Source organism: Paenibacillus wulumuqiensis (genome assembly GCF_000971965.1).
In the GTDB taxonomy this organism is placed as follows: domain Bacteria; phylum Bacillota; class Bacilli; order Paenibacillales; family Paenibacillaceae; genus Saccharibacillus; species Saccharibacillus wulumuqiensis.
In genome coordinates this window covers 1-22869 of sequence record NZ_KQ040795.1, presented here as the reverse complement: position 1 = coordinate 22869, position 22869 = coordinate 1, and the positions used below count along the sequence as shown (strand labels likewise).

The 22869-nt window shown below is 49.8% G+C and carries 21 protein-coding genes; 18 read left to right on the top strand and 3 right to left on the bottom strand.

Annotated features, from left to right (window positions below; genetic code table 11):
• The first annotated feature begins 63 nt into the window (after positions 1 to 63).
• The 16 genes from WH45_RS06935 to WH45_RS06860 all read left to right on the top strand — a co-directional run bounded on the left by WH45_RS06935 (position 64) and on the right by WH45_RS06860 (position 17904).
• Positions 64 to 819 (top strand): YveK family protein, encoded by a 756-nt coding sequence (locus tag WH45_RS06935; protein ID WP_046213682.1) that lies wholly within the window; start codon positions 64 to 66, stop codon positions 817 to 819.
• Positions 803 to 1474, top strand: coding sequence for a CpsD/CapB family tyrosine-protein kinase (locus WH45_RS06930; protein ID WP_046213681.1), 672 nt, complete (start codon positions 803 to 805; stop codon positions 1472 to 1474). Before WH45_RS06935 ends, WH45_RS06930 begins: the two co-directional genes overlap by 17 nt.
• Before the next feature lie 390 nt (positions 1475 to 1864).
• Positions 1865 to 2770 carry a UTP--glucose-1-phosphate uridylyltransferase GalU gene (galU, locus tag WH45_RS06925; protein ID WP_046213680.1) on the top strand — a complete coding sequence of 302 codons (906 nt, stop codon included), beginning with the start codon at positions 1865 to 1867 and terminating at the stop codon, positions 2768 to 2770.
• Positions 2770 to 3465: a sugar transferase gene (locus tag WH45_RS06920; protein WP_046213679.1), complete on the top strand. Its 696-nt coding sequence runs from the start codon at positions 2770 to 2772 to the stop codon at positions 3463 to 3465. Before galU ends, WH45_RS06920 begins: the two co-directional genes overlap by 1 nt.
• Positions 3466 to 3504: 39 nt before the next feature.
• Positions 3505 to 4443 carry a GDP-L-fucose synthase family protein gene (locus WH45_RS06915; RefSeq protein ID WP_046213678.1) on the top strand — a complete coding sequence of 313 codons (939 nt, stop codon included), beginning with the start codon at positions 3505 to 3507 and terminating at the stop codon, positions 4441 to 4443.
• Between the two features lie 78 nt (positions 4444 to 4521).
• A complete protein-coding gene (gene gmd / locus WH45_RS06910) occupies positions 4522 to 5505 on the top strand; it encodes a GDP-mannose 4,6-dehydratase (protein ID WP_046213677.1) in 984 nt (327 codons plus the stop codon).
• A 15-nt stretch (positions 5506 to 5520) separates the two neighbouring features.
• Entirely contained in the window at positions 5521 to 6888 is a 1368-nt protein-coding gene (locus WH45_RS06905; protein ID WP_082096573.1) for a flippase, read from the top strand.
• Between the two features lie 431 nt (positions 6889 to 7319).
• Positions 7320 to 8480 carry a glycosyltransferase gene (locus WH45_RS06900; protein ID WP_046213676.1) on the top strand — a complete coding sequence of 387 codons (1161 nt, stop codon included), beginning with the start codon at positions 7320 to 7322 and terminating at the stop codon, positions 8478 to 8480.
• The gene (locus WH45_RS06895) at positions 8477 to 9124 is read left to right on the top strand and encodes a DapH/DapD/GlmU-related protein (protein ID WP_052723657.1); all 648 of its coding nucleotides are present in this window, start codon (positions 8477 to 8479) and stop codon (positions 9122 to 9124) included. Before WH45_RS06900 ends, WH45_RS06895 begins: the two co-directional genes overlap by 4 nt.
• Positions 9087 to 10346, top strand: a complete 1260-nt coding sequence (locus tag WH45_RS06890) for a hypothetical protein (protein WP_046213675.1) — start codon at positions 9087 to 9089, stop codon at positions 10344 to 10346. Before WH45_RS06895 ends, WH45_RS06890 begins: the two co-directional genes overlap by 38 nt.
• Positions 10276 to 11526, top strand: a complete 1251-nt coding sequence (locus WH45_RS06885; protein ID WP_152663499.1) for a glycosyltransferase family 4 protein — start codon at positions 10276 to 10278, stop codon at positions 11524 to 11526. The genes WH45_RS06890 and WH45_RS06885 overlap by 71 nt, the downstream gene beginning before the upstream one ends.
• A gap of 39 nt (positions 11527 to 11565) precedes the next feature.
• Entirely contained in the window at positions 11566 to 12150 is a 585-nt protein-coding gene (locus WH45_RS06880) for a WcaF family extracellular polysaccharide biosynthesis acetyltransferase (protein WP_046213673.1), read from the top strand.
• Positions 12151 to 12440: 290 nt separating this feature from the next.
• Entirely contained in the window at positions 12441 to 13733 is a 1293-nt protein-coding gene (locus tag WH45_RS06875; RefSeq protein WP_046213672.1) for a glycosyltransferase family 4 protein, read from the top strand.
• 63 nt (positions 13734 to 13796) lie between these two features.
• The gene (locus WH45_RS06870) at positions 13797 to 15164 is read left to right on the top strand and encodes a sugar phosphate nucleotidyltransferase (RefSeq protein ID WP_046213671.1); all 1368 of its coding nucleotides are present in this window, start codon (positions 13797 to 13799) and stop codon (positions 15162 to 15164) included.
• On the top strand, positions 15128 to 16291 hold the full coding sequence (locus WH45_RS06865; RefSeq protein WP_052723656.1) for a glycosyltransferase: 1164 nt from the start codon (positions 15128 to 15130) through the stop codon (positions 16289 to 16291). Before WH45_RS06870 ends, WH45_RS06865 begins: the two co-directional genes overlap by 37 nt.
• Positions 16292 to 16578: 287 nt before the next feature.
• Entirely contained in the window at positions 16579 to 17904 is a 1326-nt protein-coding gene (locus WH45_RS06860; RefSeq protein ID WP_046213670.1) for a UDP-glucose dehydrogenase family protein, read from the top strand.
• A gap of 229 nt (positions 17905 to 18133) precedes the next feature.
• Here the strand turns inward: WH45_RS06860 and WH45_RS06855 are convergent, their stop codons facing one another.
• Positions 18134 to 18493, bottom strand: a complete 360-nt coding sequence (locus WH45_RS06855; RefSeq protein ID WP_046213669.1) for a helix-turn-helix domain-containing protein — start codon at positions 18491 to 18493, stop codon at positions 18134 to 18136.
• Positions 18494 to 19154: 661 nt separating this feature from the next.
• Here WH45_RS06855 and WH45_RS06850 point away from each other — a divergent pair.
• Positions 19155 to 19727, top strand: coding sequence for a xanthine phosphoribosyltransferase (locus WH45_RS06850; RefSeq protein WP_046213668.1), 573 nt, complete (start codon positions 19155 to 19157; stop codon positions 19725 to 19727).
• Positions 19728 to 19752: 25 nt separating this feature from the next.
• Here the strand turns inward: WH45_RS06850 and WH45_RS06845 are convergent, their stop codons facing one another.
• A complete protein-coding gene (locus WH45_RS06845; RefSeq protein WP_052723655.1) occupies positions 19753 to 20994 on the bottom strand; it encodes an MGDG synthase family glycosyltransferase in 1242 nt (413 codons plus the stop codon).
• The gene (locus WH45_RS06840) at positions 20984 to 22024 is read right to left on the bottom strand and encodes a serine hydrolase domain-containing protein (RefSeq protein WP_052723654.1); all 1041 of its coding nucleotides are present in this window, start codon (positions 22022 to 22024) and stop codon (positions 20984 to 20986) included. The genes WH45_RS06845 and WH45_RS06840 overlap by 11 nt, the downstream gene beginning before the upstream one ends.
• A 467-nt stretch (positions 22025 to 22491) precedes the next feature.
• Here WH45_RS06840 and WH45_RS06835 point away from each other — a divergent pair, with 467 nt between their 5' ends.
• Positions 22492 to 22680 carry a hypothetical protein gene (locus tag WH45_RS06835; RefSeq protein WP_017812600.1) on the top strand — a complete coding sequence of 63 codons (189 nt, stop codon included), beginning with the start codon at positions 22492 to 22494 and terminating at the stop codon, positions 22678 to 22680.
• Positions 22681 to 22869: the final 189 nt, after the last annotated feature.

Here is a 22869-nt window from a genome sequence, read left to right as displayed (position 1 = left end):
AGGCAGGTACGGTTCAAGCCAACCGATGTGCTGCTTAATTTAAAAGTAATTGGAGGAAATATAGTGGAGATTAAACAGTATTTTAATATCATCAAGAAGCGTCTTTGGCTGGTGCTTCTCATCGTTGTGGTTATAACGGTAGGAACCGGAATTTACGGGTTCATGACGAACACGCCGATGTACACTGCCACTGCCAAGCTTGTTGTGAACAGCACACCGAGCACGAGTGACGGCGGGACTGCGAACCAGTTGGATCTGGGAACGATCAATTCCAATATTCAGCTGATCAAGACGTATGAGCAGATTATCAAAACACCTGCCATCATGAACAAAGTAGCGGAAGAACATCCCAAACTTGGATTGACGGCTACCCAGCTGATTAACAGTATCAATGTAAGTTCGGTAGATGAGACGCAGGTTATGTCCCTGACCGTAACGGATACTTCCTATCAGCGGGCTGCAGAGACAGTCAATGCTGTAGCTACTGTGTTTAAGCGTGAGATTCCGCAGATCATGAAGCTTGACAATATTACTGTGCTGGATCAGGCTGACCCGTCAGCATCCGCACCACCAATTACGAAAAGCCCGCTGCTGTTCGTTCTGATTGCTCTCGTACTATCTGTAGTTATTGGCATTGCAGTTGCCTTCCTGCTGGAGTACATGGACGACTCGATCAAGAGTGAGGAAGATATCCGCGACGTGCTGGGGCTGCCGGTACTGGGCGTGATCGCCAAAATGAAAGAGGAAGACATGGAGGCCAAAAGTACAATGCCTGCCAAACCTCTTGTAGGAGGTGGAGAACGTGCCAACCACACTTAAATGGCCGTTGATTACAAAGCAGAATCCCAAGTCATTGATCGCAGAATCTTATAAAGGGCTGCGTACCAATATCGATTTCTCCCGGCTGGATGCCAAAGTGAAAAGCATTATGGTCACTTCGGCAGCACTCGGTGAAGGCAAGAGCACAACCGTCGCCAACCTGGCGATCGCTTATGCAGAGACCGGACGCAGCGTACTGATCGTCGATGGCGATCTGCGCAACCCGGCGATGCACAAGATTTTCAACCTTTCCAATGAAAAAGGATTATCCAACGTACTGTTCAACACCGCCGAGCTGGAGAAAAACATCCAGCCGAGCCGGACGATGAACCTGAGCGTCCTTACGTCAGGTCCTGTCCCGCCGAATCCGTCGGAAATTCTGGGCTCCCGGCAAATGGAAGCCCTGATGGATGAAGTGAAGTCGCAATACGATCTGGTGATTCTGGATACGCCGCCTATTCTGCCGTTTACGGATGCACAGGTCGCCACGCCGCTGTGTGATGGCGCTGTACTGGTGATCAAGGCAGGAGGCGAGAGCCGCAAGGATATCGCCAAAGCGGTCTCCAGCCTTGAATTTGTAGGTGCCCATCTGTTGGGAGCCGTACTGAATCAGGCTAACCGCAAAACATTGGTGAGCGCGTACCATGAACAATAAATAAGGCAATTCCATCTCCATGTACCATGATCTACATCATTACAGGCCAAGCTTGGGGTAATGTCTCCTGCACCCATATCACTGGAGGCACTCGGTCATGCTGTGGGCTGCCATGCAGCCTTAGACGTTTATCGTCAAAGGTATGATGATGAGGACGGGTTGAATGCCCGGTACCTGTTTGAAGCCGGCCCGATGAATGACGCTGAAAACACGCGTTATAGGTAAACATACATGGAGAGAATATAACGCGTATTTTCAGACCTTCTATGCTTGAGTGGACCGGCGGGAACTGCAATTGTCAGGACAAGGGGTTCTGAAGCTGCAGTGCCTACATACTTGCAACTTGGTCAGCATGATAGAACCAACAAAAAAAGGATAGGGTGTGATCTGATGAAGAAGGTTCGTAAAGCAATCATTCCGGCTGCAGGACTTGGAACTCGCTTTTTACCTGCAACAAAGGCTATGCCCAAAGAAATGCTGCCGATCGTAGACAAGCCCACTATTCAGTACATTGTGGAAGAAGCGATTGCTTCCGGTATTGAAGACATCATCATCGTAACAGGTAAAGGGAAACGCGCTATTGAAGATCATTTCGACAATGCATTTGAACTGGAAGCGACGCTGCTGGAAAAAGGCAAGCTGGACCTGCTGGATGAAGTGCAAAAATCGTCCAAAGTGGATATTCACTATATTCGCCAGAAAGAACCAAAAGGACTGGGTCATGCCGTATGGTGTGCACGCAACTTTATCGGAGATGAGCCGTTTGCGGTTCTGCTGGGCGATGATATCGTCGAATCCGATACACCTTGCACACGCCAGCTGATCGAACAGTATGAAATGACGGAAAAATCGGTAATCGGTGTACAAACTGTACCTGAGAGCCATACTCACCGTTATGGCATTATCGATCCACTGGAGCAATTCGGTCGTCTGCATCAGGTACGCCAGTTTGTAGAGAAACCGGCAGCCGGTACAGCGCCATCCAATCTGGCAATCATGGGCCGCTACGTACTGACACCGGAAATTTTCGAATTCCTCGGTGAACAGCAGGTAGGTGCCGGCGGTGAAATTCAGCTGACGGATGCGATCCAGCGCCTGAATGAACTGCAGGAAGTATTCGCCTATGACTTCCAGGGTACCCGCTTTGATGTGGGTGAGAAACTGGGCTTCATTCAAACTACTATTGAATTCGCTTTGAAGAATGATGATCTTAAGGCGCCCCTTCTGTCTTCTCTCAAAGCTGTAATCGAGCGGGAGATGCAGGAGGAAGCGCTCATAGCAAGAGGTGAGAGCTAATGACTCCAAGACAAGGGAGTGAAGCGGAAGCTTTAGCGAGCTATAGCGAGTTTTATGCGACACATGTCGGTAGTATGTCGGCCAAGCTCCGGTTCTACATGATGGTCAAGCGCACACTCGATATCATTTGCTCATTGCTGGGCTTGATCGTTCTATCACCACTCTTTATTGTACTTGGCATTTTAATCAAGCTGGAAGACCCGAAAGGCAAAGTGTTCTTTTACCAGACCCGCGTCGGTAAAGATGAACAGCCTTTCCGAATGTACAAATTCAGGTCTATGGTGTCAGACGCGGAAGAACGGCTCAAGGAGCTGCTGGCACAGAATGAAATTCAGGGTGCCATGTTCAAGATGAAGAACGATCCACGCATTACGCGGATCGGACGCTTTATCCGCAAGACCAGTATCGATGAGCTTCCACAGCTCTGGAATGTGCTGCGCGGGGATATGAGTCTGGTTGGACCAAGACCGCCGCTGCCAAGAGAAGTGGAAGAATACAGCCAGCGCGACAAGCTGCGCCTGAGCGTAACACCGGGTTGTACCGGATTATGGCAGGTCAGCGGCCGCAACGAACTCAGCTTTGAGGAAATGGTTGACCTCGATCTGCATTACATCAAGAAACGGGGAATCCTGTTCGACTTGTTTATTCTCTTGAAAACCGTGAAGGTGCTGTTCGGTGCCAAGGACGCGTTTTGAAGAACCACAATCATACCGACGATGAAGAGGTGACCATTAATGAATAAAGACTCCAAAATTTACGTAGCAGGACATCGCGGTCTGGTAGGATCAGCGATCCTGAGAGCACTGGAGAAACAAGGGTATACCAATCTGGTAACCCGGACAAGCTCCGAACTCGACCTGCGCAAACTGCCTGAAGTATACGCGTTTTTTGAACAGGAAAAGATCGATTATGTGTTCCTGGCCGCGGCAAAAGTTGGCGGAATTGCTGCTAACAACGATTTCCCGGCAGACTTCATTCGCGACAATCTGCTGATTCAGACCAATGTGATCGATGCAGCGCACTTTAACGGCGTACAGAAATTGCTGTTCCTGGGCTCTACCTGTATCTATCCGAAATACGCTCCACAGCCGCTCAAGGAAGAATACCTGCTGACCGGCGAGCTCGAACCGACGAACGAGCCTTATGCAATCGCAAAGATTGCCGGTATCAAAATGTGTGAATCCTACAACCGTCAATACGGTTCGAAGTTCATCTCAGCGATGCCGACCAATATGTACGGGCCAAACGATAACTTTGACCTGAAAACATCCCATGTACTGCCTGCATTGATTCGTAAAATTCACGAAGCCAAAGAGCAGAGCTCCCCAACCGTGGAAATCTGGGGAACAGGTACACCAAAACGCGAATTCCTGCATTCCGATGATCTGGCAGACGCTTGTATCTTCCTGATGAACAACTACGAGGACAACGAGATTGTAAACGTGGGTGTGGGCGAAGACATCGCTATCAAGGATCTGGCAATGCTGATCAAGGATATTGTGGGTTATGAGGGTGAACTCGTATTCAACTCTTCCGTACCGGACGGTACGCCGCGCAAGCTGGTAGATACAACCAAAATCAACGCTCTGGGCTGGAAAGCAAGCATTCCGCTGGAAGATGGTATTCGTGCAGTATACGAAGATTATCGCAGCAGCCTGGCCGTTCAGCCGTAAATCTTCAGCCTGGCTGAAACATACAAACATATGATTGGGATTAAACAAATAAAAACATACTGTGGAGGGAATTAATTTATGAAAAGCGCATTGATCACTGGTGTTACAGGGCAAGACGGATCTTACCTGGCAGAGCTTCTGCTGGAAAAAGGCTACAAAGTATACGGCGTGCGCCGCAGAACAAGCACACCGAACTACGAAAACGTAGAGCATATCAAAGATCAAATCGAATGGATCTCTGCTGACCTGGGTGACCTTGCTTCCCTGATCGAAGCGGTTCGCCTGTCCGATCCGGACGAAGTATACAACCTGGCTGCACAATCCTTCGTTGCTGCTTCCTGGCCACAACCTATTGCTACCGGTCAAATGACAGCAATGGGCGTAACCAACATGCTGGAAGCGGTACGTCTGGTAAAACCGGAAGCGCGTTTCTATCAAGCATCCAGCAGTGAAATGTTCGGTAAAGTACAAGCGATTCCGCAAGTGGAAACGACACCTTTCTATCCACGCAGCCCTTACGGCGTAGCGAAACTGTACGGTCACTGGATCACAGTCAACTATCGTGAGAGCTTCAACATGTTTGCTTGCTCCGGTATCCTGTTCAACCATGAGTCACCACGTCGTGGTCTGGAATTCGTAACACGTAAAGTAACAGACGGCGTTGCTCAGATCAAGCTGGGTCTGGCAAGTGAACTGCGTCTGGGTAACCTGGATGCACAGCGCGACTGGGGCTTTGCCGGTGACTATGTAAAAGCGATGTGGCTGATGCTGCAGCAGGATACTCCAGATGATTATGTCATCTCCACAGGCGAGATGCACACTGTAGAAGAACTCGTACAAATCGCGTTCGACCATGTAGGTCTGAACTGGAGAGACTATGTCGTTATCGACGAGAAATTCGTACGTCCGGCTGAAGTGGATCTGCTGCTCGGCGACTGCACCAAAGCCAAAGAACAACTGGGCTGGGAGCTGGAAGTCGGATTCGATCAACTGGTAAAAAATATGGTTGACGCTGACCTGAAGAGACATTCTCTGAAGCCGTCCGCTGTACCTGTCTACTAAGTGAGATGATTCTGAATGGCTAACGCAATTGCCAAAATAAAGAATAAATTCTCCATGACACCGGAGAAGCGCAAAATCTTCTTTAACAGCAACTGGCAATTGATGGACAAATTCCTGCGACTGGGAATCAACCTGATCGTCAGTATCTGGATTGCGCGCTATCTGGGACCGGAACAGTTCGGACAGTACAACTTTGCGATATCCTTCGTAACGATTATCGCTGCCGTCGTTCCGCTGGGCCTGGCCAATATCATCGTCAAGGAACTGGTACAGGACCCTGGTAATAAGGATGAGATACTGGGAACCGTCTCCACGCTGCGCTTATGCAGTGGAGTGATTGCCTTCGCGATAACGATCGCGCTGGCCTTCATGATTCCCGGTCAGGACCCGATGGTTCGCTGGAGTATCGTCATCATTGCGGCGAACATGCTGTTCCAGCCGCTGGATGTCATCTCTCAGTGGTTCGATTCTACGGTGGAAGCCAAGTATGCGGTCTATGCCAAAGGGATCGCGTTTGCGATCACTTCCGTGATGAAGGTACTGCTTATTGTGTTCCATGCATCCCTGATCTGGTTCGCCGCATCGTATGCGCTGGAACTGATTCTCGGCTATCTCTTCTTATTATTTACCCAGAAAAAAAAGATTTCATTAACCAAATGGACATTTAATTGGGAATTAGGCAAAAGATTAACAAACAGCTCCTGGCCGCTGATTGTAGCGGGTATCTCGACTATCATCTATCTGAAAATTGACCAGGTCATGCTCAGCTACATGATCAACGATACGGCTGTCGGGATCTACGCGGTGGCTGCACGATTGTCGGAAGTCTGGTACGTGATTCCGACGGTCGTCGCCGCTTCCTATTTTCCCAGTATGATCAAAAACAAGCAGCTCGGCCCCGACGTCTACAAAGCCGAACTGCAAAAGCTTTACAATCTGCTGTTCTGGTTCGCACTGTGTATCTGTATCGCGGTAACCCTGATGGCTAAGCCGGTCATCTCCATTCTGTACGGTCAGGAATATATCGAATCGATCGGTATCCTGGTCATTCACGTCTGGGCCTGCCTGTTCATCTTTATGAGAGCAGCGCTGAACAAATGGATTATCAGCGAAGGCATGTACCGGTTCGAACTGATCAGTCAGGTAATGGGCGCAGTTACCAAGATCATCGTCAACCTGATCCTGATCCCGCTGTTCGGCGGTGTCGGAGCAGCTGTCGGTACTGTCCTGGCCTTCATCGTCTCCAGCTACGCGTTCACTTTCCTATTCAAGGAAACCCGCGTATCCGGCGTAATGATGTCCAAGACACTGATCTCCCCGGTAACGGCGATCATCGCCAAACTAAGACCCGGCAAGGCCAAGCTGCCTGCCAACCAGGAATAACCTAAAGAAGAGGTTCCCCTTCACCGGGGAACCTGTCCTTCTTAGCGTCAGTCATTGAAAATGCTTGAAATCATATGAAATAACGCACAACTGACATAGCAACAATGGACACAAACATAACGGATATACTACAACAGACGATCGGTTACCCACATGGTAAGCCGACGCAATATCTTCTCTTAAATATTTTTGAATGTGATGTTCGCAGAAGTGGTGCGGACAACCTGAGCGAAAGCAACGGAATCGTTCTTGAAGAAGCCTTTAAGATTAAATATCCACTGCTGAAAGCAGTATTTCAGGATATTCAATCTTAACAGCGCCTGAAAGAATGAGCCGATGCTGTAGCGGTGTATCGCTGAACTGTCGCCAACTTCATATTCAAGTGAATTTAAGCAAAGAAATTCAAGCAAAGAAATAAGGAGGCGTAGGCATTGAAAAAAGTACTGTATGTCCATCATTCGGGTTATATGGGTGGCGCACCGAGAAGCCTGACCTACCTGATCAGCCATCTGGACAAGCAAAAGTTCCAGGGGAACGTGCTCACGATTCGAAATGGTCCTGCGGTCAAGCTGCTGGAATCCGGCGGACTGCCGGTGGAAGTGGCGAAAGGCATGTTTCCTTTCCACGGATCTACCGTATCCGGCATGACGCCTAAGCTGTTTGTTCGTAATCTGATCGGTGCATTGCCGACTTATTTTCAGGCTAAAAAATACATTCGCAAATACCAGCCGGACATTATTCATCTGAACAGCACCTGTCTGTTCCAGGTGGCACGTGCAGCCAAAAAAGTATCCCCGGATACCAAAGTGGTCTGCCATGTGCGGGAGCCGCTGCTGAACTCTTTTGCCGGTAACATCCTGAAGCGGATGAATCATAAATACGTGGACGGTTACATTTCCATTGACCAGTTCGATTCCGAGACTGTCGACAGTGCGGGACGTGAGCTGGAAGTCGTGTACAACTTTGTGGATTTCAAATCCTATAACCCGGATGTAAGTGGTGCCGGAGTACGCCGAGAGCTTGGCCTTGCAGATGACGATATCGTCTTCCTATATATCGGCCGTATTGTTAGCGGCAATGGTGTACTCGATATGGTCAATGCCTTTAACAAAATCAGCAAGGATCATCCGAAGTTCAAATTGATCGTTGGTGGATTTTACTTTAATAAGAACAACGCGTATGAAGACAAAGTCATGGAAGCCTGCAAAGGCAATGATCAGATCCATCCGCTGGCGTTCCGTGATGATGTACCGCAGATGATTGCTGCCAGCAATGTCATGATGTGCCCGTTCGTAGAACCGCATTTCTCGCGCAGCATTATCGAAGCCGCTGCGATGAAAAAGCCGGCGATCGGTACCAACATCGGCGGACCGAATGAACTGATCCTGCATGGCAAGACCGGTTATCTGTTTGAGTCGGGTAACTACAATGAGATGGCCCAGTACATGATCAAGATCGGTACGGACCCTGCGCTGTACGAGAAGCTGGGACAGAACGCATTGTCCTTTGCCGAAGAGAACTTTGATGCCAGAAAGAATGCCAAACGCACCTTTGACTTCTACAACCGTTTCTTTGTCAGGGAGCCTGTATGATTAATTCTTTTATCAAAGTAAAACGGAAAGTGGCCAAGAAGTGTTCCACCTGGGTGACCCGCCGGATGTTCAAGGAACAGCGGATCGCCTTTGGCCCCAACCTGATCGCGGTCGGCATGCCGATTGTCGATCAGGAACCGGGCAGCCAGATTACGATCGGTCGCAACGCGATTCTGTGCTCGTCGGATTACAGTAATCCGATCGGGCTGAATCACCGGACCGTGATTCGTACGCTGCGCAGTGGAGCGAACATTACGATCGGCAACGATGTGGGCATCAGTGGTGCCAGCATCTGTGCGATGTCGAGTGTTCAGATCGGTAATGAAGTGATGCTTGGTGTGAATGTGCAGATCAGCGATACGGATTTCCATCCGATCAAGCCGGAAGGACGGCGCTTCAACAAGCAGCCCGAAGATATCGGCACAGCGGCAACGACTATCGAAGATAACGTATGGGTCGGCGCCAACTCGATTGTGTTAAAAGGTGTAACGATTGGCAAAAACAGCATCATCGGCGCAGGCAGTATTGTCTCAAGTTCCATTCCTCCGAACTGCATCGCAGCCGGAGTGCCTGCCAAAGTGATCAAACGTTTGGAAGTGAATGATAATGACGTTAAATCCCTATACGCTGTCCAATCCAAATGACATCACGGTCAAAAACAAGTTTCTGACGTTTATTGCCGTCATGCTCATTGTGATTACATCGGGCTCCGTATTATTCGGTAAACTGCTGTATTCCGAATTTATTATGATTCTGTTCGCGATTGCGCTGGTGTTCTATTTTCCGAAACGGATTGAACCCAAACAGTTCCTGATTCTGCTTTTCATTGTTATCTTTCTCCTGTTTAACATGCTGCTGTACCAGAACAATCTGAACGGCTATATCGGACTGATCCTGAAGATGGCAGCGGTATTCATGGTCCTGAACCGGATTGATCTCCGTCAGGCCGCCCAAAGCTACCAGTGGCTGATCGTGGCACTCGCTCTGCTGGGCATGCCGTTCTATCTGGCCGGAGTGCTGGATGCGGCGCTGGTACGCCAGCTCGTTCCACCGACACCGGTATGGGGAGGCGCCTACCGGATTACGCCTTTCCATGTATACGGACTATGGAACATGACACGCAACCAGGGGATCTTCTGGGAGCCGGGCGCTTATCAGGTGTTTCTGAATTTGGGCATTTTCCTGATGCTGTTCACCAACCGGAAAGTGCCGAAATGGAAACTGCTTATCCTGACGGCTACCCTGCTGACAACGATGTCCACATCGGGCTACATGATCTGCGCACTGATTTATCTCGCGTATGTCATCCGTAACGGCAAGCGCGAGCAGCTGGCACAGATGGTCATGTCCCTGATTGTATTTATCCCGCTGGCCTTCTTCATCGTCCAAAGCGGTGTCATTACCGACAAGTTCCAGGAGGACAATGCTTCCTTTAACCGGCGCTCACTGGATACGACATCCAATCTGCAGCTGCTGGTGGAGAAGCCGCTGGTCGGCTGGGGATTCCAGAATAATGAAGTGTTGATGGAGCGATACGGGCTACCGGATTCTTCCAACTCCCTGCTCACTTTTGGATACCAGTTTGGACTGCCGCTGCTGCTGATATTGATGATTTATTATTTCTTCCAACTGCTCAGGCCGATTGGCGGCGTGTTTCAGACACTGCTCATCTTTATCGGTCTGGTGATTGTCTTCTCCACAGAGAATATGCTGTTCCAGCCGATATTCCTCGTGCTGATGTTCCTGGATACGAGCAGACTGAGACTTAACGAAAAGATAGAGAGTGGTGAAATCCGTGGAAACGAAGTCAGTCGCATACGTCGCCCCCTACGTCAACAGCCAGTTACAGCAAAAGAGGGGATATAGCGCCAAGCATACGGCGGGTAACAAAAAGATCGATTGCATTTTGCTGGCCATGGAAGAGAGCGGCAATGACATTACCGTCATCTCCCCGCTGCTGCTCAAGCAAAATACGATGAAATGGTTCAGCCGGGATGCTTATCCGATTGGCAACAACAGTGAAGTGGTCTATCCGGGAACGGTGGACCTGAAAGGCGTCAGCCTGCTGATGACCCTGTTCACAACCTTCTTCCAGCTCGTACGCTGGAACCGGGAGCACAAGAAAGAACCAAGAGCGGTTGTGTTTTACAACTACCGCCTGGAGACGGCACTGCCGGCGATTTTGTTCAAACTGCTGTACCGTGTACCACTGGTTGTGGAATACGAGGATGGCATCTACGCCGTCACCGAGACGAACAAACACTACAAAAAATTATCCGTAGCTGTTGAGAAATTCGCCAACAAGCTGCTCGATGGCGCCGTACTGGTGACCTCGGTACTGAAGAAAAGAGTTACCACGGATAACTATACCGTCGTACGCGGCGGTACCGTTCATCCATCCAGATTGAAGCCGGTCCGTGAAGTGGATCTAGGGACGGACGAGCGCCCGTTCCGGATGGTCTACTCCGGACGACTGGATTATGATCGCGGCATTGAGATTCTGCTGGATGCCCTTCCTTATGTGAACACCGGCCGCAAGCTGGAGCTCGATATAACCGGCTACGGGCCGCTGGAAGACAAGCTCAAGCAGTTTATCCAGAGCCATCAGAATCCACAGATCAAGATTACATTCCACGGGTTCCTGGACGATCACGATTATGCACAGCTGATGGAGACCGCTGACCTGTTCGTTAACACCCAGCGCGAGAAAATCAGCTTCAGTGAATGCTCGTTCCCGTCCAAAGTCGTGGAATACATCAAATACGGCAAGCTGGTACTAACCTCCGGCGTGTCCGATATCAATGTGATTAATCAGAATATGTTCGTAACGTATGACAATGACGATCCCAAGGAACTGGCTGCCGGATTGAACGAGATTCTTGCTCATCCGCAGCAGTACAGCCTGTATCCTGTCCGAGCCATGGAATGGCTGGTCAGCGATTGTGCCCACGAAGTGGTGGCTGGCAAGATCGACAAAGTACTGCGCCGCGCGATCAGCGGCAAGCCGGAAGCATCGGTATATTCCGAGTCCGCACCGGCAGAGTAGAGCGGCAGCAGCCCTGCCGCCGGAAGGGAGGAGACGGAAATGACGCAAATCAGACTGGATCAATACACCCAGGCAGAATACTCACGGGGCAAACCCGGCTGGTACTGCCTGATCTGGTGGTTCATTCAGGGAACGCTGTTCCGTTTCTCGCTGCATAACATGTACGGCTGGAGACGATTCCTGCTCAATGCCTTTGGTGCCAGACTGGCGCCCGGCGTAAGGGTTCGTCCAACCGCCAAATTCACGTATCCATGGAAAGTCACCATCGGTGAACACTCCTGGATCGGAGACAACGTCGAATTCTACAGTCTGGATGAGATCGTCATCGGCAGCCAGTGTGTCATCTCACAGAATTCCTATCTGTGCACTGGCAGCCACAAGCTCAGCGACCCCACATTCGGCCTGATTACCAAGCCGATCATTATCAAAGATGGCGCATGGGTGGCAAGCGACGTATTTGTCTACCCGGGCATCACCATCCATGAACTGGGCGTAGCCGGAGCACGCAGCACCGTCATCAAAGACATCCCGAGAAACGAAGTCCACATCGGCTTCCCCGCTGCTTTCCATAAGCACCGGTTCCCGGAAGAACAGCAGCCCGCTGCTGTACACATCGTGAAGTAATAAAGTATCTATGCTCATAATACTTATCTTTTCAGTAATCCAGATCTTGAATAAATCTTGTAAATGTATTGAAAAATATTTGGATGTTACAAACGCAACCGCGCATATGCACAGAGCGCAGGCAAGGGAATTCGGTCAAAGGACGACATTGGACGATGGGAATCCATCATTACCAACCTATCCAAGATTCCCATGGTCCACCGGAGGACGTGACCGAATCCCTTGCCGAAGCGGATGAAGCACTATAGCAACATCGCGTTTTAAAATCCAAACGCTGGAGAGGGATAAATGTGAAGGATAAACCGAAAATCGTATTTGTCATTAACTACTTTTATCCCGATTATGCCTCAACGGGACAACTGTTAACCGAGTTGTGTCTGTACCTGCAGCATGACTTTGATATTACCGTCATTGCCGAATGCCCTCCGGGCTATGTGAGTCCTTCGGGTGCCCAGGGACGGGTTATGCGTGACCGTCTGGAGAACATCGAAGTGGTTCGCATTCGTCTGCCGGAAGTGGACAAGCAGAACAAGCTGAGCCGGATCAAGTACATCTCGACGTATTTCTGGTTCGCAACCTATCAGCTGCTGAAGGAAAAAAACACCGACTTTATCTACACGATCTCGACGCCGCCGGTACTGGGTGGACTGATCGGTACGATTGGCAAAATCCTGAAACGTTCCAAGCATATTTACAATATCCAGGATTTCAATCCCGAACAGGCGGAAGCGGTCGGATACACGGATCGCAAGTGGATTTTCAATATGGCCCGGGCGGTAGATAACTTTAACTGCTCCATGTCCGATCATGTCATCACAGTCGGCAAGGATATGCAGGAGACGCTGGACAAACGGTTCGGCGGACGCAAGCAGATTGCCAACACGGTCATCAACAACTGGACCAATGAGCAGGAGATTGTGCCGGTCGGCAAAGACCATCCGCGTGTCGCACAGTTTATTCGCGACAATGGCTGGGAAGGCAAATTCGTCGTTATGTATTCCGGTAACCTGGGACTCTACTATGACCTCGAAAACCTGATCAGTGTGGTGCCGAAGCTGAAAGAATGCAAAGACATGGTATTCGCTTTTATCGGCGAAGGCGCAATGAAGAAGAAAATGATGGATTATGCTGAACAGCACGGATTGATTCAATCCGGACAAGTGTGTTTTCTCCCCTTTCAACCGAAAGAGGATTTGAAATATTCACTCAATGCCGCTGACGTTCATCTGGTTGTCAATCAGAAGGGAATCAAGGGTGTATCGGTTCCCAGCAAAATCTACGGAGTCATGGCTGCCGGCAAACCGGTACTCGGTGTACTCGAGGAAGGAAGTGAAGCGCATCGCCTGATTGTGGAAAGCTACTGCGGTCTGGTGGCAGAGCCTCAAAATTATGATGATGTCGCTGTAAAACTTCGCACACTGTATGCGATGGATCGCCTGGAACTGCAAACGGTCGGTCAAAACGGAAGAGACTATCTGGAAAAACATCTCCGCCGCGATGTATCGCTGGAGAAATACCGCCAGCTGCTGCTGTCCATGGTTACACCGTCCTCATCGCCAAGTATGCTGCCTGAATCCAGGTAAGCTGTGTCACCAATGATTCGCGAGCAAGACAACAAATATACAGAAAACATAGGAGGGATCGGAGTGAAACTTATCCTTTTATCCGGAGGTTCAGGAAAGCGTCTGTGGCCTCTATCCAATGATGCGAGATCCAAACAGTTTTTGAGAGTGCTGGAAAATGAGCAGGGTGAGCTGGTATCGATGGTTCAGCGTGTATGGAATCAGCTGGACATCAGCGGACTTAGCGAATCCAGCTATATTGCCACCGGCAAGTCTCAGGTGGAGATTATGCGCAGTCAAGTCGGAGCCGATGTACCGCTAATCGTTGAGCCGGAAAGAAGGGATACGTTTCCTGCCATTGCACTGGCAGCAACCTATCTGTATTCCATTCAGGGTGTAAGCCTGGACGAAGTCGTTACGATTCTCCCGGTCGATCCTTATGTCGATAATCATTTCTTTGAAACGGTACGCAGCCTGGAGGACGCGCTGGAAGAATCCAATGCGGATCTGGCGCTGATCGGTGTTGAACCAACGTATCCGTCTTCCAAATATGGCTATATCATCCCGTCCGGTGAGACGAGCGTGACCGGTCTTCGTTCGGTCAGCCGCTTCCAGGAAAAACCGACGGAAGAATACGCAGAACAGCTGATTGCAGAGAAAGCGCTCTGGAACTGCGGCGTATTCGCCTTCAGACTCGGCTACATTATCAACTTGCTGGAGCAAAAGGGAATGCCGATTCATTACGAGCAATTCCTGCGCAGTTATGCGAGTCTGCCGAAGATCAGCTTTGACTATGAAGTCGTGGAAAAAGCGGAAAATATCGTAGCGGTTCCTTATACCGGCTACTGGAAAGACCTGGGTACCTGGAACACATTGACCGAGGAAATGAGCAGTGTGCAGATCGGACGCGGCATTATCAGCGTAGACTGCGAGAACACGCATCTGGTCAATGAGACGAATATTCCGGTTACCGTACTGGGCATGAAGGATGTTGTCGTGGCGGTCAGCCCGGATGGCATTCTCGTATCCGACAAGGCAAGCAGCCCCAAATTGAAAGAACTGGTGAACTTTGACCAGGGACCGATGTTTGAGGAACGCCAGTGGGGCTGGGTCCATGTGCTGGATGATCAGCAGTATGAAGACGGACGCTGCGTATCCACCAAGCGGATCGGACTCAAAGAAGCCCATAACCTCAGCTACCGCAGCCATACGGAACGTGAAGAAGTATGGACCATCGTCAAAGGTGAAGGTGAATTTGTCCTCAATGGTAATGTGATGCGGGTAAGTGCAGGCAACGTACTGCATATTCCGGTCAAAGCGATGCACAGTATGCGGGCGTCAAGCACAATGGAATTTATTGTTGTACAGACAGGAATGTATGCACGCAATAATCAACTGGTGGAGCTGTTTCATTCATGGGAAGATATCGCTCAAAACTGCCTGAAGATCTGACGACCATCTGCTACTACGTCTCTGATTACGGCTATGGGCATGCCACACGCAGTATTGCAGTGATCCGGCAGATGCTGGACAACTGCACGCAGACGCCCATACGCCTGATTATCAATTCGGGCAAAGCACTATCGTTCCTGCAGGAATCCCTGCAGACCACAGGCAAGCATCAGCTGGAGTTCAGGCGTACGTTCTCCGATACCGGCTATGTATTGCAAAAGGATTCGATTGCAGCCGATATTCCACGATTGCGTCATCAATATAATAGCGACATGTCGTTGTTTGATGAAAAAGTGGAGCTGGAGAAGAATTTTCTGCTGGAAAGCGGAGCACAGCTGGTCATCAGCGATATCTCGCCGATTCCGGTAGCAGCAGCGTCTAAGGCAGGCATTGAGTCACTGGGCATTTCCAACTTTACCTGGTATACGGCCTACCGCGATATGCTGGAGCTGCATGAACTGAACGGACTGCGCGAAGCGTATGCTCGCATGGATCATTTTATCGGTCTGGCCGGCAGCGCAGAACCCGCATGGGGATGCAAATGCAGGATCGATACCGGGTTTTTCTGCCGGAAGCCTGATCCGGTAGAAGTGCAGCGGATTCGCCAGGAGCTGAATCCGGACGGCAAGGGCAAATTGATCTTCTTCGCACTCGGCATGAGCATTCAGGTGGACGAGCTGTCTTCCCTGAAGCTGTGGGATAGTGAGGGTTGCCGGTTTATCGTATCTGCCAATATGGATATCGAGCGGCCGAATATTTCCCATATTCCTGCAGACTACAGCGAGTCACAGAATTATGTGGCTGCCGCAGACCTGGTCATTACCAAGCCGGGCTGGGGCACGATCTGTGAAGCGGTCGAGCTGAACAAGCCGCTGGTTCTGCTGAACCGGAGCAGTTTCTATGAAGACCGTCATACTATCGCGGCTATTCCGCTGGAACATCCGGTAACGTTAATGTCATGGGAAGAAATACAGCAGCTTGATCTGATGTCCGGGCAGGGCCTGGAACTCTGGAATGATGAACCGCACGAGCATGTTTCCTTTAACGAAACATACGGATATTCACGTTCGGCACTGACAGACATTACGGACTATATTCATAATCTTTTACAGCATGTAAAAGTGTAATGGATTACACGCAGCGTCGGTCAATTAGTGCATAACCATCCAGAAGATAGCGGCCCACAGCAGCAGAGACACTGCAGTACCCCACAGACAACCTTTGGCAAATGTCGGATTTCCCTGGTTTCTCATAATGATCAGCCTCCAAATATAGAAATGAGATTGGATACTCCAATACTTATATAGACTATATCGGTTGATTAACATTATACGTGAATAGAGATTACCCAATCACTTGGTGAAATAGCATCGCTTTCAATACTCAACAACAAACAGAAATGGGAGTGTGAATAATGAAAATTACGGTTATTGGTACAGGTTATGTTGGTCTGGTGTCTGGTGTCTGCTTTGCGGAAGTCGGTAATACAGTGACTTGTGTCGACAAGATTCCTGCAAAAATCGAAACACTGAAAAATGGCGGCGTTCCAATCTATGAGCCGGGCCTTCAGGAAATCATGCTGCGCAACGTCGAAGAAGGACGCCTTTCCTTTACAACGGATCTGAGTGCTTCCGTACCCGAATCCGATCTGGTTATCATCGCGGTAGGTACGCCTCCACTGCCATCCGGTGAAGCGAATCTGGAGTATATCGAGGCCGCTGCACGCGAGATTGCGCTTTCAATTAACGGTTACACCGTAGTAGCTGTTAAAAGTACCGTGCCTGTTGGTACCAACGAGCGCGTCAACAGCATTATTGCCAGCCTGACCGATCAACCGTTTGCTACAGCATCCATGCCGGAATTCCTGCGTGAAGGTTCTGCCGTCAAAGATGCATTCAACCCGGATCGTCTCGTTATCGGTGTAGAGACACAACAAGCAGCTGACATGCTGATCGCTCTGCACAGACCGCTGACAGAGAATCTGGTTATCACGGATATCCGTAGTGCCGAGATGATCAAGTACGCATCCAATGCCTTCCTGGCGACCAAAATCTCCTTTATCAATGAGATTGCCAACATCTGCGACAAAGTAGGCGCGGATGTGGATCAGGTAGCCAAAGGTATGGGTATGGACCGTCGTATCGGCGCTTCCTTCCTGAATGCAGGTATCGGTTACGGTGGTTCATGCTTCCCGAAAGATACCCATGCACTGATCCAGATTGCCGGTAACGTGGAGTATGACTTCAAACTGCTCAAATCGGTCGTTGAAGTCAACCAATCCCAGCGCTGGGCGGTTATCGACAAGCTGCTGGATTCACTCGGTACTCTCAGCGGCAAAAAGATTGCTGTCTGGGGTCTGGCATTCAAGCCGGATACCGATGATGTTCGTGATGCACCATCCCTGGAGATCGTGCCAAAACTGGTTGAGTTTGGTGCTCTGCCACAGGTATTCGATCCGGTAGCAGCAGATAATTTCCGTCGTGAGTACGATCACCCATCCGTCACTTATGCAGCAAATGCACTGGAAGCTGCGCGCGGCTGCGATGCGATCTGCCTGCTCACCGAATGGGGCGAGTTCGTGAACGTGGATCTGGTGGAAGTTCAGGCGGTTATGAACAATCCTGTACTGATCGACGGACGCAATGTGTACAGTGCCGAACGAATCAAGGCGACTGGTCTGAACTACCATTCCATGGGTCGTCCATCACTCTTGCGTGATAGTTTTATAGTAGCCAATTAACCTAAATTTGAACCAATAATTGTCAAAAAAAGCACCGGGCCGCCTATTAGAGCGTCCCGGTGCTTTTTTGTGCTGTTTTTCGACAAATCGGGCAGGACAAAAAATACGAATAAGCCGGCCTGCTTATGACCGATCAGACCGGCTTATATTGCTGCATATAGTATAGAAAAGTAGGCAGGTAAAAATCTATATTATAATCATGATGTTGGGCAGGAAAGAAGTGAAATGACTAATGCTGTTCTTCTTCAGAGTGTGCACGATCCCGTACGACACGCTCCAGCAGCTGACGGATCAACTGAAGATCATCAGCTTCGAGGGGAACGCCATCCCAGTGAAGATGGGCATGGTTGAGAAATTCACGAGCGTTCGTATTTGGGGAAATGGGGTCGTACTGCTCCGTTAAGCCAAGCAGATAATCCGAAGTAGTGTTCAGCTTGCGGGCGATAGCCTGAATCGTTTCGAGTGTAGGTTGGCGATAGCCGGACTCGTAGCCTGCATACGTGCTTTTGGCTACTCCAATATAATCTGCGACTTCCTTCATCGACATATTTCGCCGTTTGCGAAGTTGTTTGAGGCGTTGGGCGAACAATACAAAGACCTCCTAATGAAGCTATAATGTATGCGACCTGAATAATAGAGGAAGTAGGAGAAAAGCCGCAAACAATACATAAAGTATATCATGGTGCGATATGATTGCCTACTTTGGATAACTTCTATAACGGTGCCACATAACCAATATACTTCCATTTTCAATAGTATACGCCTATTATCTTTATCATAGGCAATTTTTACAAAAAATATAAATAATAGATTTAAAAGTATTATAAACACTGGCAAGCCAAACAGAGAAAATTGGGTTATGTAATACTGTTATAAAATATTATTCGATTTGCGAACGGTTTAATAACAAGATACTAAAATAAACAGGCTCCTCTGTAAATACAGCATCCTATTTATATATCGGATTTGATTCCAAAATTATAAGTTTTCGGATGAATTATCGGCAGATATATAACTAACCGGAAGAACCCGGTGGAAAATGGAGTTGAAGATATGGGCAGATCGCTTCAGGAGGATGCGACTTCTGGACGGAAGTGCAGGGCTATCGCCTTATATCCTGCAGGATAACAGCTGGCGCTTCTGTATGAAGATGAACATCATCGGCAGTCTTTTGGAAGATTGCAGTGTGGATGTTATGCCACAAATGTGGTATATACAATGTAATCAAAAAAGAGATGGAGATGGGACCTATGGAACTGCTGCGCAGCAAAGTAATCAAGGAGGGTATCGTACTGGAGGGCAATGTACTCAAGGTCGATTCCTTTATCAATCACCAGATGGACCCTGTACTGATGAAGGAAATTGGCAGGGAATTTACCCGCCGTTTTGCCGGTGAAAATGTGACGCGTGTGTTGACGATTGAATCGTCGGGGATTGCGCCTGGTATTATGACGGCACTGGAGCTGAATGTGCCGCTGATCTTTGCCCGTAAGCAAAAGTCACTGACACTGACGGAGGACATCTATGTAGAAACTGCCTATTCGTACACCAAGCAGCAGAGCAACGATATTACCGTATCCAAAAAGTTCATTCATCCCGGAGACCGGGTGCTGATCATTGATGATTTCCTGGCCAATGGTGAGGCGGCATTTGCCCTCGCGCGGATCGTGCAGCAGGCGGGAGCGCAGGTAGCCGGGATTGGCATTGTGATTGAGAAGTCCTTCCAGCCCGGAGCCAAATTATTGACAGACGAAGGTTACCGGCTGGAATCGCTCGTTCGCATCGCCGGTCTGGCAGATGGACAGGTACAATTCGCCGACTGAATCTGTGGCTGCCTGATCAGAGCGCTCACATATAACGGCCGCCCTGCAAAGCCAGCATGGGCCGGATAGCGGCTGCTTCATCTGTCACACGGCTGAGGTAGCGGTCAATCAGCTCCTGCGTAATCTGCGCAGAGGCAGGCGGCGTACGCAGCGTATCCATATGCCGCCGCATACTTTCCAGTATCTCCGGCTGATCCAGTGCGCTGCCCAGCGCAGCATTCAGCTCCTGCGCGTTCCTGCAGATTCGTGCGGCCTGCCTGGCTTCCAGATAGAGTGCATTTTCCAGTTCCTGTCCGGGGACCGGATTCATCAGGAATGCCGGAAGTCTGCAGCTGATGCATTCCGCCATCGTCAGGCCGCCCGGCTTGGTGATGACACAGTCACTCATGCTCATCCAATCATTCATCCGCTTCGTAAATCCTTCAATCCGTATATACGGATGATGGGCATAACGCTTGCCCATCTCCTCGCACAGTTCCTTGTTTTTCCCGCAAATGACGATTAGCTGCGTATCTGCACGCCGGTCGATCATTTCGCATATTTCCTGCACATTTTTGAGGACACCATAGGCTCCGGCCAGCAGCAGGACGGTTCTGCGCTGCGGATCCAGTCCGGTCTGCAGCTGCAGTTTCCGGCGCTGCTGTCTGCGCTGTTCTTCATCCGTCTCCGGCTGTTCAAAGCTGTGATGCAGCGGAATGCCGGCTATAGTGATCCTCTCGGCAGCAACGCCGCGGCGTATCGCTTCATCTCTCATCTCTTCGGAAGGTACATAATAATGATCGATATGCGGATGCAGCCAGCGTCCGTGAAGATCATAGTCGGTCACAATATTCACCAGCGGGATCGTCAGGCCCCAGCGGGTCCGGAGATGGGGCAGGGCCAGCTGGGGAAAGGTATGTATAACCAGATGCGGCTGTTCACGCTCCATCACTTCCCGCAGACGACGGATACCAAACGAATGCAGCCAGTTGGAGAGCAGAGTGCCTGCTTTCATTTCACGAGTTCGGTAATAGAACCAGCCATACAGATGCGGAATCGTCTTGAAGCTCTGCATATAAATGAGCCGGGTCATTTCATTCATCCATGGATGGGATTCTGCCATCAGATCCAGCAGGATGACCCGCTCGATGCCTCGCTGATACAGGCTGTCGCGAAGCGAGCGGGCAGCCTGCAGATGTCCATCGCCATAACTTGCATATACAATCAGAACACAGGGTGAACCATGCTGCATAGGGATATTCCTTTCCTGCTTGGATTCATTTACCATTGGCTTCTTGTGCTTCCTGAAGCGCAGGGAACAGCATTTCCGGCAGCAGATGCCGGGGGTTTTTATATTTGCGTACTTTGCTGTCCGACGTAAATACAATAACAGTATCCAGCTGCGGCAAAATAATAATCTCCTGCCCGCCATGTCCATGCGCACAGGCATAATCCAATCCGTCCTGTTTGCCGGTCCACCAGCCGTATCCATAGTAGCCATAACCGGCGTATCCTTCGGATTGGGGTGTAAATGACTGTTCCAGCCAATCGGCCGGGATGATCTGCTGTTCCTTCCATTTGCCCTGCTGGAGGCAGCAGACGCCAAAGCGCAGCATATCCCGGGGCGTTAGACAGAGGCCGACATGTCCCATGGAATCCCCTTCGGGTGATGGGGACCAGGCAGCCTGCTCAATACCGAGCGAACCGAACAAAGTATCTCTGGCATAGCTAAAGGCATCTTGTCCGCTCCAGCGGCTGATCAGCACCGACAGCAGATGGGTATCAATGCTGCGATACTGGAACACATCCCGCGTCTCCGGCAGAATCGGACGCCGCAGTGCGGCACGCGCCCAGTGACGGGTACGGTGGAACTGGTGAATATCCGGCTCGCCCAGCTTTTTGCCAGTCTTCCAGGCGAAGCCGGCGGTCATCGTCAGCAGATGCCGGATCGTCGTCGAGCGCAGCTCTGCAGACGGATGGGCGGGAAACTGGTCTGCGAGATAATGCTCAATCGGTTCATCGATATTGTCAAACAAACCCTGCTGCCTGGCGATGCCGACCAGGACAGACGTAAAGCTCTTGGTCGCTGAACGCAGATCTGCCAGATTACTGGCCGTATTGCCATTATAATAGCTCTCGTATACCAGTTGTCCACTCTGGGCAACGAGGAAGCTATTGATACGAGGATATTCCCGCTCCAGCCGCTCATCGGTCTTGCGCAGCTGCTGTTCGTCAATAACAGGGTTACGGGCGATATCGACAGGCAGTGCAGGGCGCAGCAGATTGGATGAGATTAGAATGGGTATTTTTTCGCTCATGGGTATTCTCCTTCGGGTAGGTTACTGTTCTTTACCCGATTTGGAGTGCAATGCTGTACTCGCTCGAGAATCTATGCTTTCTAATGCTGTTTTTCTGAAATTAAAGCCTTTTTCGCTAAATAACTTCTTCCATAAAGATGATATGCCGCCACAATATGTGGTATGATGAACCTAGATGGTGCTTAGATAAGTACTGATTGTAGACAGCCATGCCTGAGCAGTCAGTGCGCCAGAGAGGCACACTCATTACAGAGATTCCAGAGTTATACAGGCAATATCGGCCTTGTACAGCAACATAGGAGTAGACAGCCGGAATGATTCAGCACGACTTTGCAGGGGTATTGTTTAGGATAAATGCCTACCGAAAGTGCTAAAAGATCACAGACGACACAACTTCATATCACACTACACATCGCGGATCTTTTCGGCGTTCTCAAAAACAAGGCACGTTTTGGGGAGGGAATTCCATGGCAACTAAAGGTCATAACGAAGTCAAGGAAAGTCTACGGGAGATGACAAGAATCTTCCGGCCTAAGGATCCAAAGAAATTCGTGAAGGAATATGTGCGAAAATACCACATAACTGGAGGATACGAAGAAGAACTCACGCTTCTTGTGGAGGATGAGCTGATCCGACTGAATTCATCCGTCTCTTAATGAACTCGTGTATAAGCACATTGAAAGGAGCGGCTACCGCTCACATCCAAAGTAACACCCGAATTTGATTTTAACCATACTGAAATTGCAAAATACATGTCCCCTGGCAGCTCTTGGTCAAGCCCCTATTTTGTAGACAGTTAAAAAAGCCCCATCAAGCAAACTGGCGTCGGTACTCTACCGGCGTCA

Coding starts and splice junctions, on each gene's coding strand:
- WH45_RS06865 (WP_052723656.1), top strand. CDS start 15,128: ATGGGAAGATATCGCTCAAAACTGCCTGAAGATCTGACGACCATCTGC.
- WH45_RS06840 (WP_052723654.1), bottom strand. CDS start 22,024: ATGAGCGAAAAAATACCCATTCTAATCTCATCCAATCTGCTGCGCCCT.
- WH45_RS06920 (WP_046213679.1), top strand. CDS start 2,770: ATGACTCCAAGACAAGGGAGTGAAGCGGAAGCTTTAGCGAGCTATAGC.
- WH45_RS06915 (WP_046213678.1), top strand. CDS start 3,505: ATGAATAAAGACTCCAAAATTTACGTAGCAGGACATCGCGGTCTGGTA.
- WH45_RS06890 (WP_046213675.1), top strand. CDS start 9,087: ATGACGTTAAATCCCTATACGCTGTCCAATCCAAATGACATCACGGTC.
- WH45_RS06905 (WP_082096573.1), top strand. CDS start 5,521: ATGGCTAACGCAATTGCCAAAATAAAGAATAAATTCTCCATGACACCG.
- WH45_RS06850 (WP_046213668.1), top strand. CDS start 19,155: ATGGAACTGCTGCGCAGCAAAGTAATCAAGGAGGGTATCGTACTGGAG.
- WH45_RS06835 (WP_017812600.1), top strand. CDS start 22,492: ATGGCAACTAAAGGTCATAACGAAGTCAAGGAAAGTCTACGGGAGATG.
- WH45_RS06860 (WP_046213670.1), top strand. CDS start 16,579: ATGAAAATTACGGTTATTGGTACAGGTTATGTTGGTCTGGTGTCTGGT.
- WH45_RS06895 (WP_052723657.1), top strand. CDS start 8,477: ATGATTAATTCTTTTATCAAAGTAAAACGGAAAGTGGCCAAGAAGTGT.
- WH45_RS06880 (WP_046213673.1), top strand. CDS start 11,566: ATGACGCAAATCAGACTGGATCAATACACCCAGGCAGAATACTCACGG.
- galU (WP_046213680.1), top strand. CDS start 1,865: ATGAAGAAGGTTCGTAAAGCAATCATTCCGGCTGCAGGACTTGGAACT.
- gmd (WP_046213677.1), top strand. CDS start 4,522: ATGAAAAGCGCATTGATCACTGGTGTTACAGGGCAAGACGGATCTTAC.
- WH45_RS06845 (WP_052723655.1), bottom strand. CDS start 20,994: ATGGTAAATGAATCCAAGCAGGAAAGGAATATCCCTATGCAGCATGGT.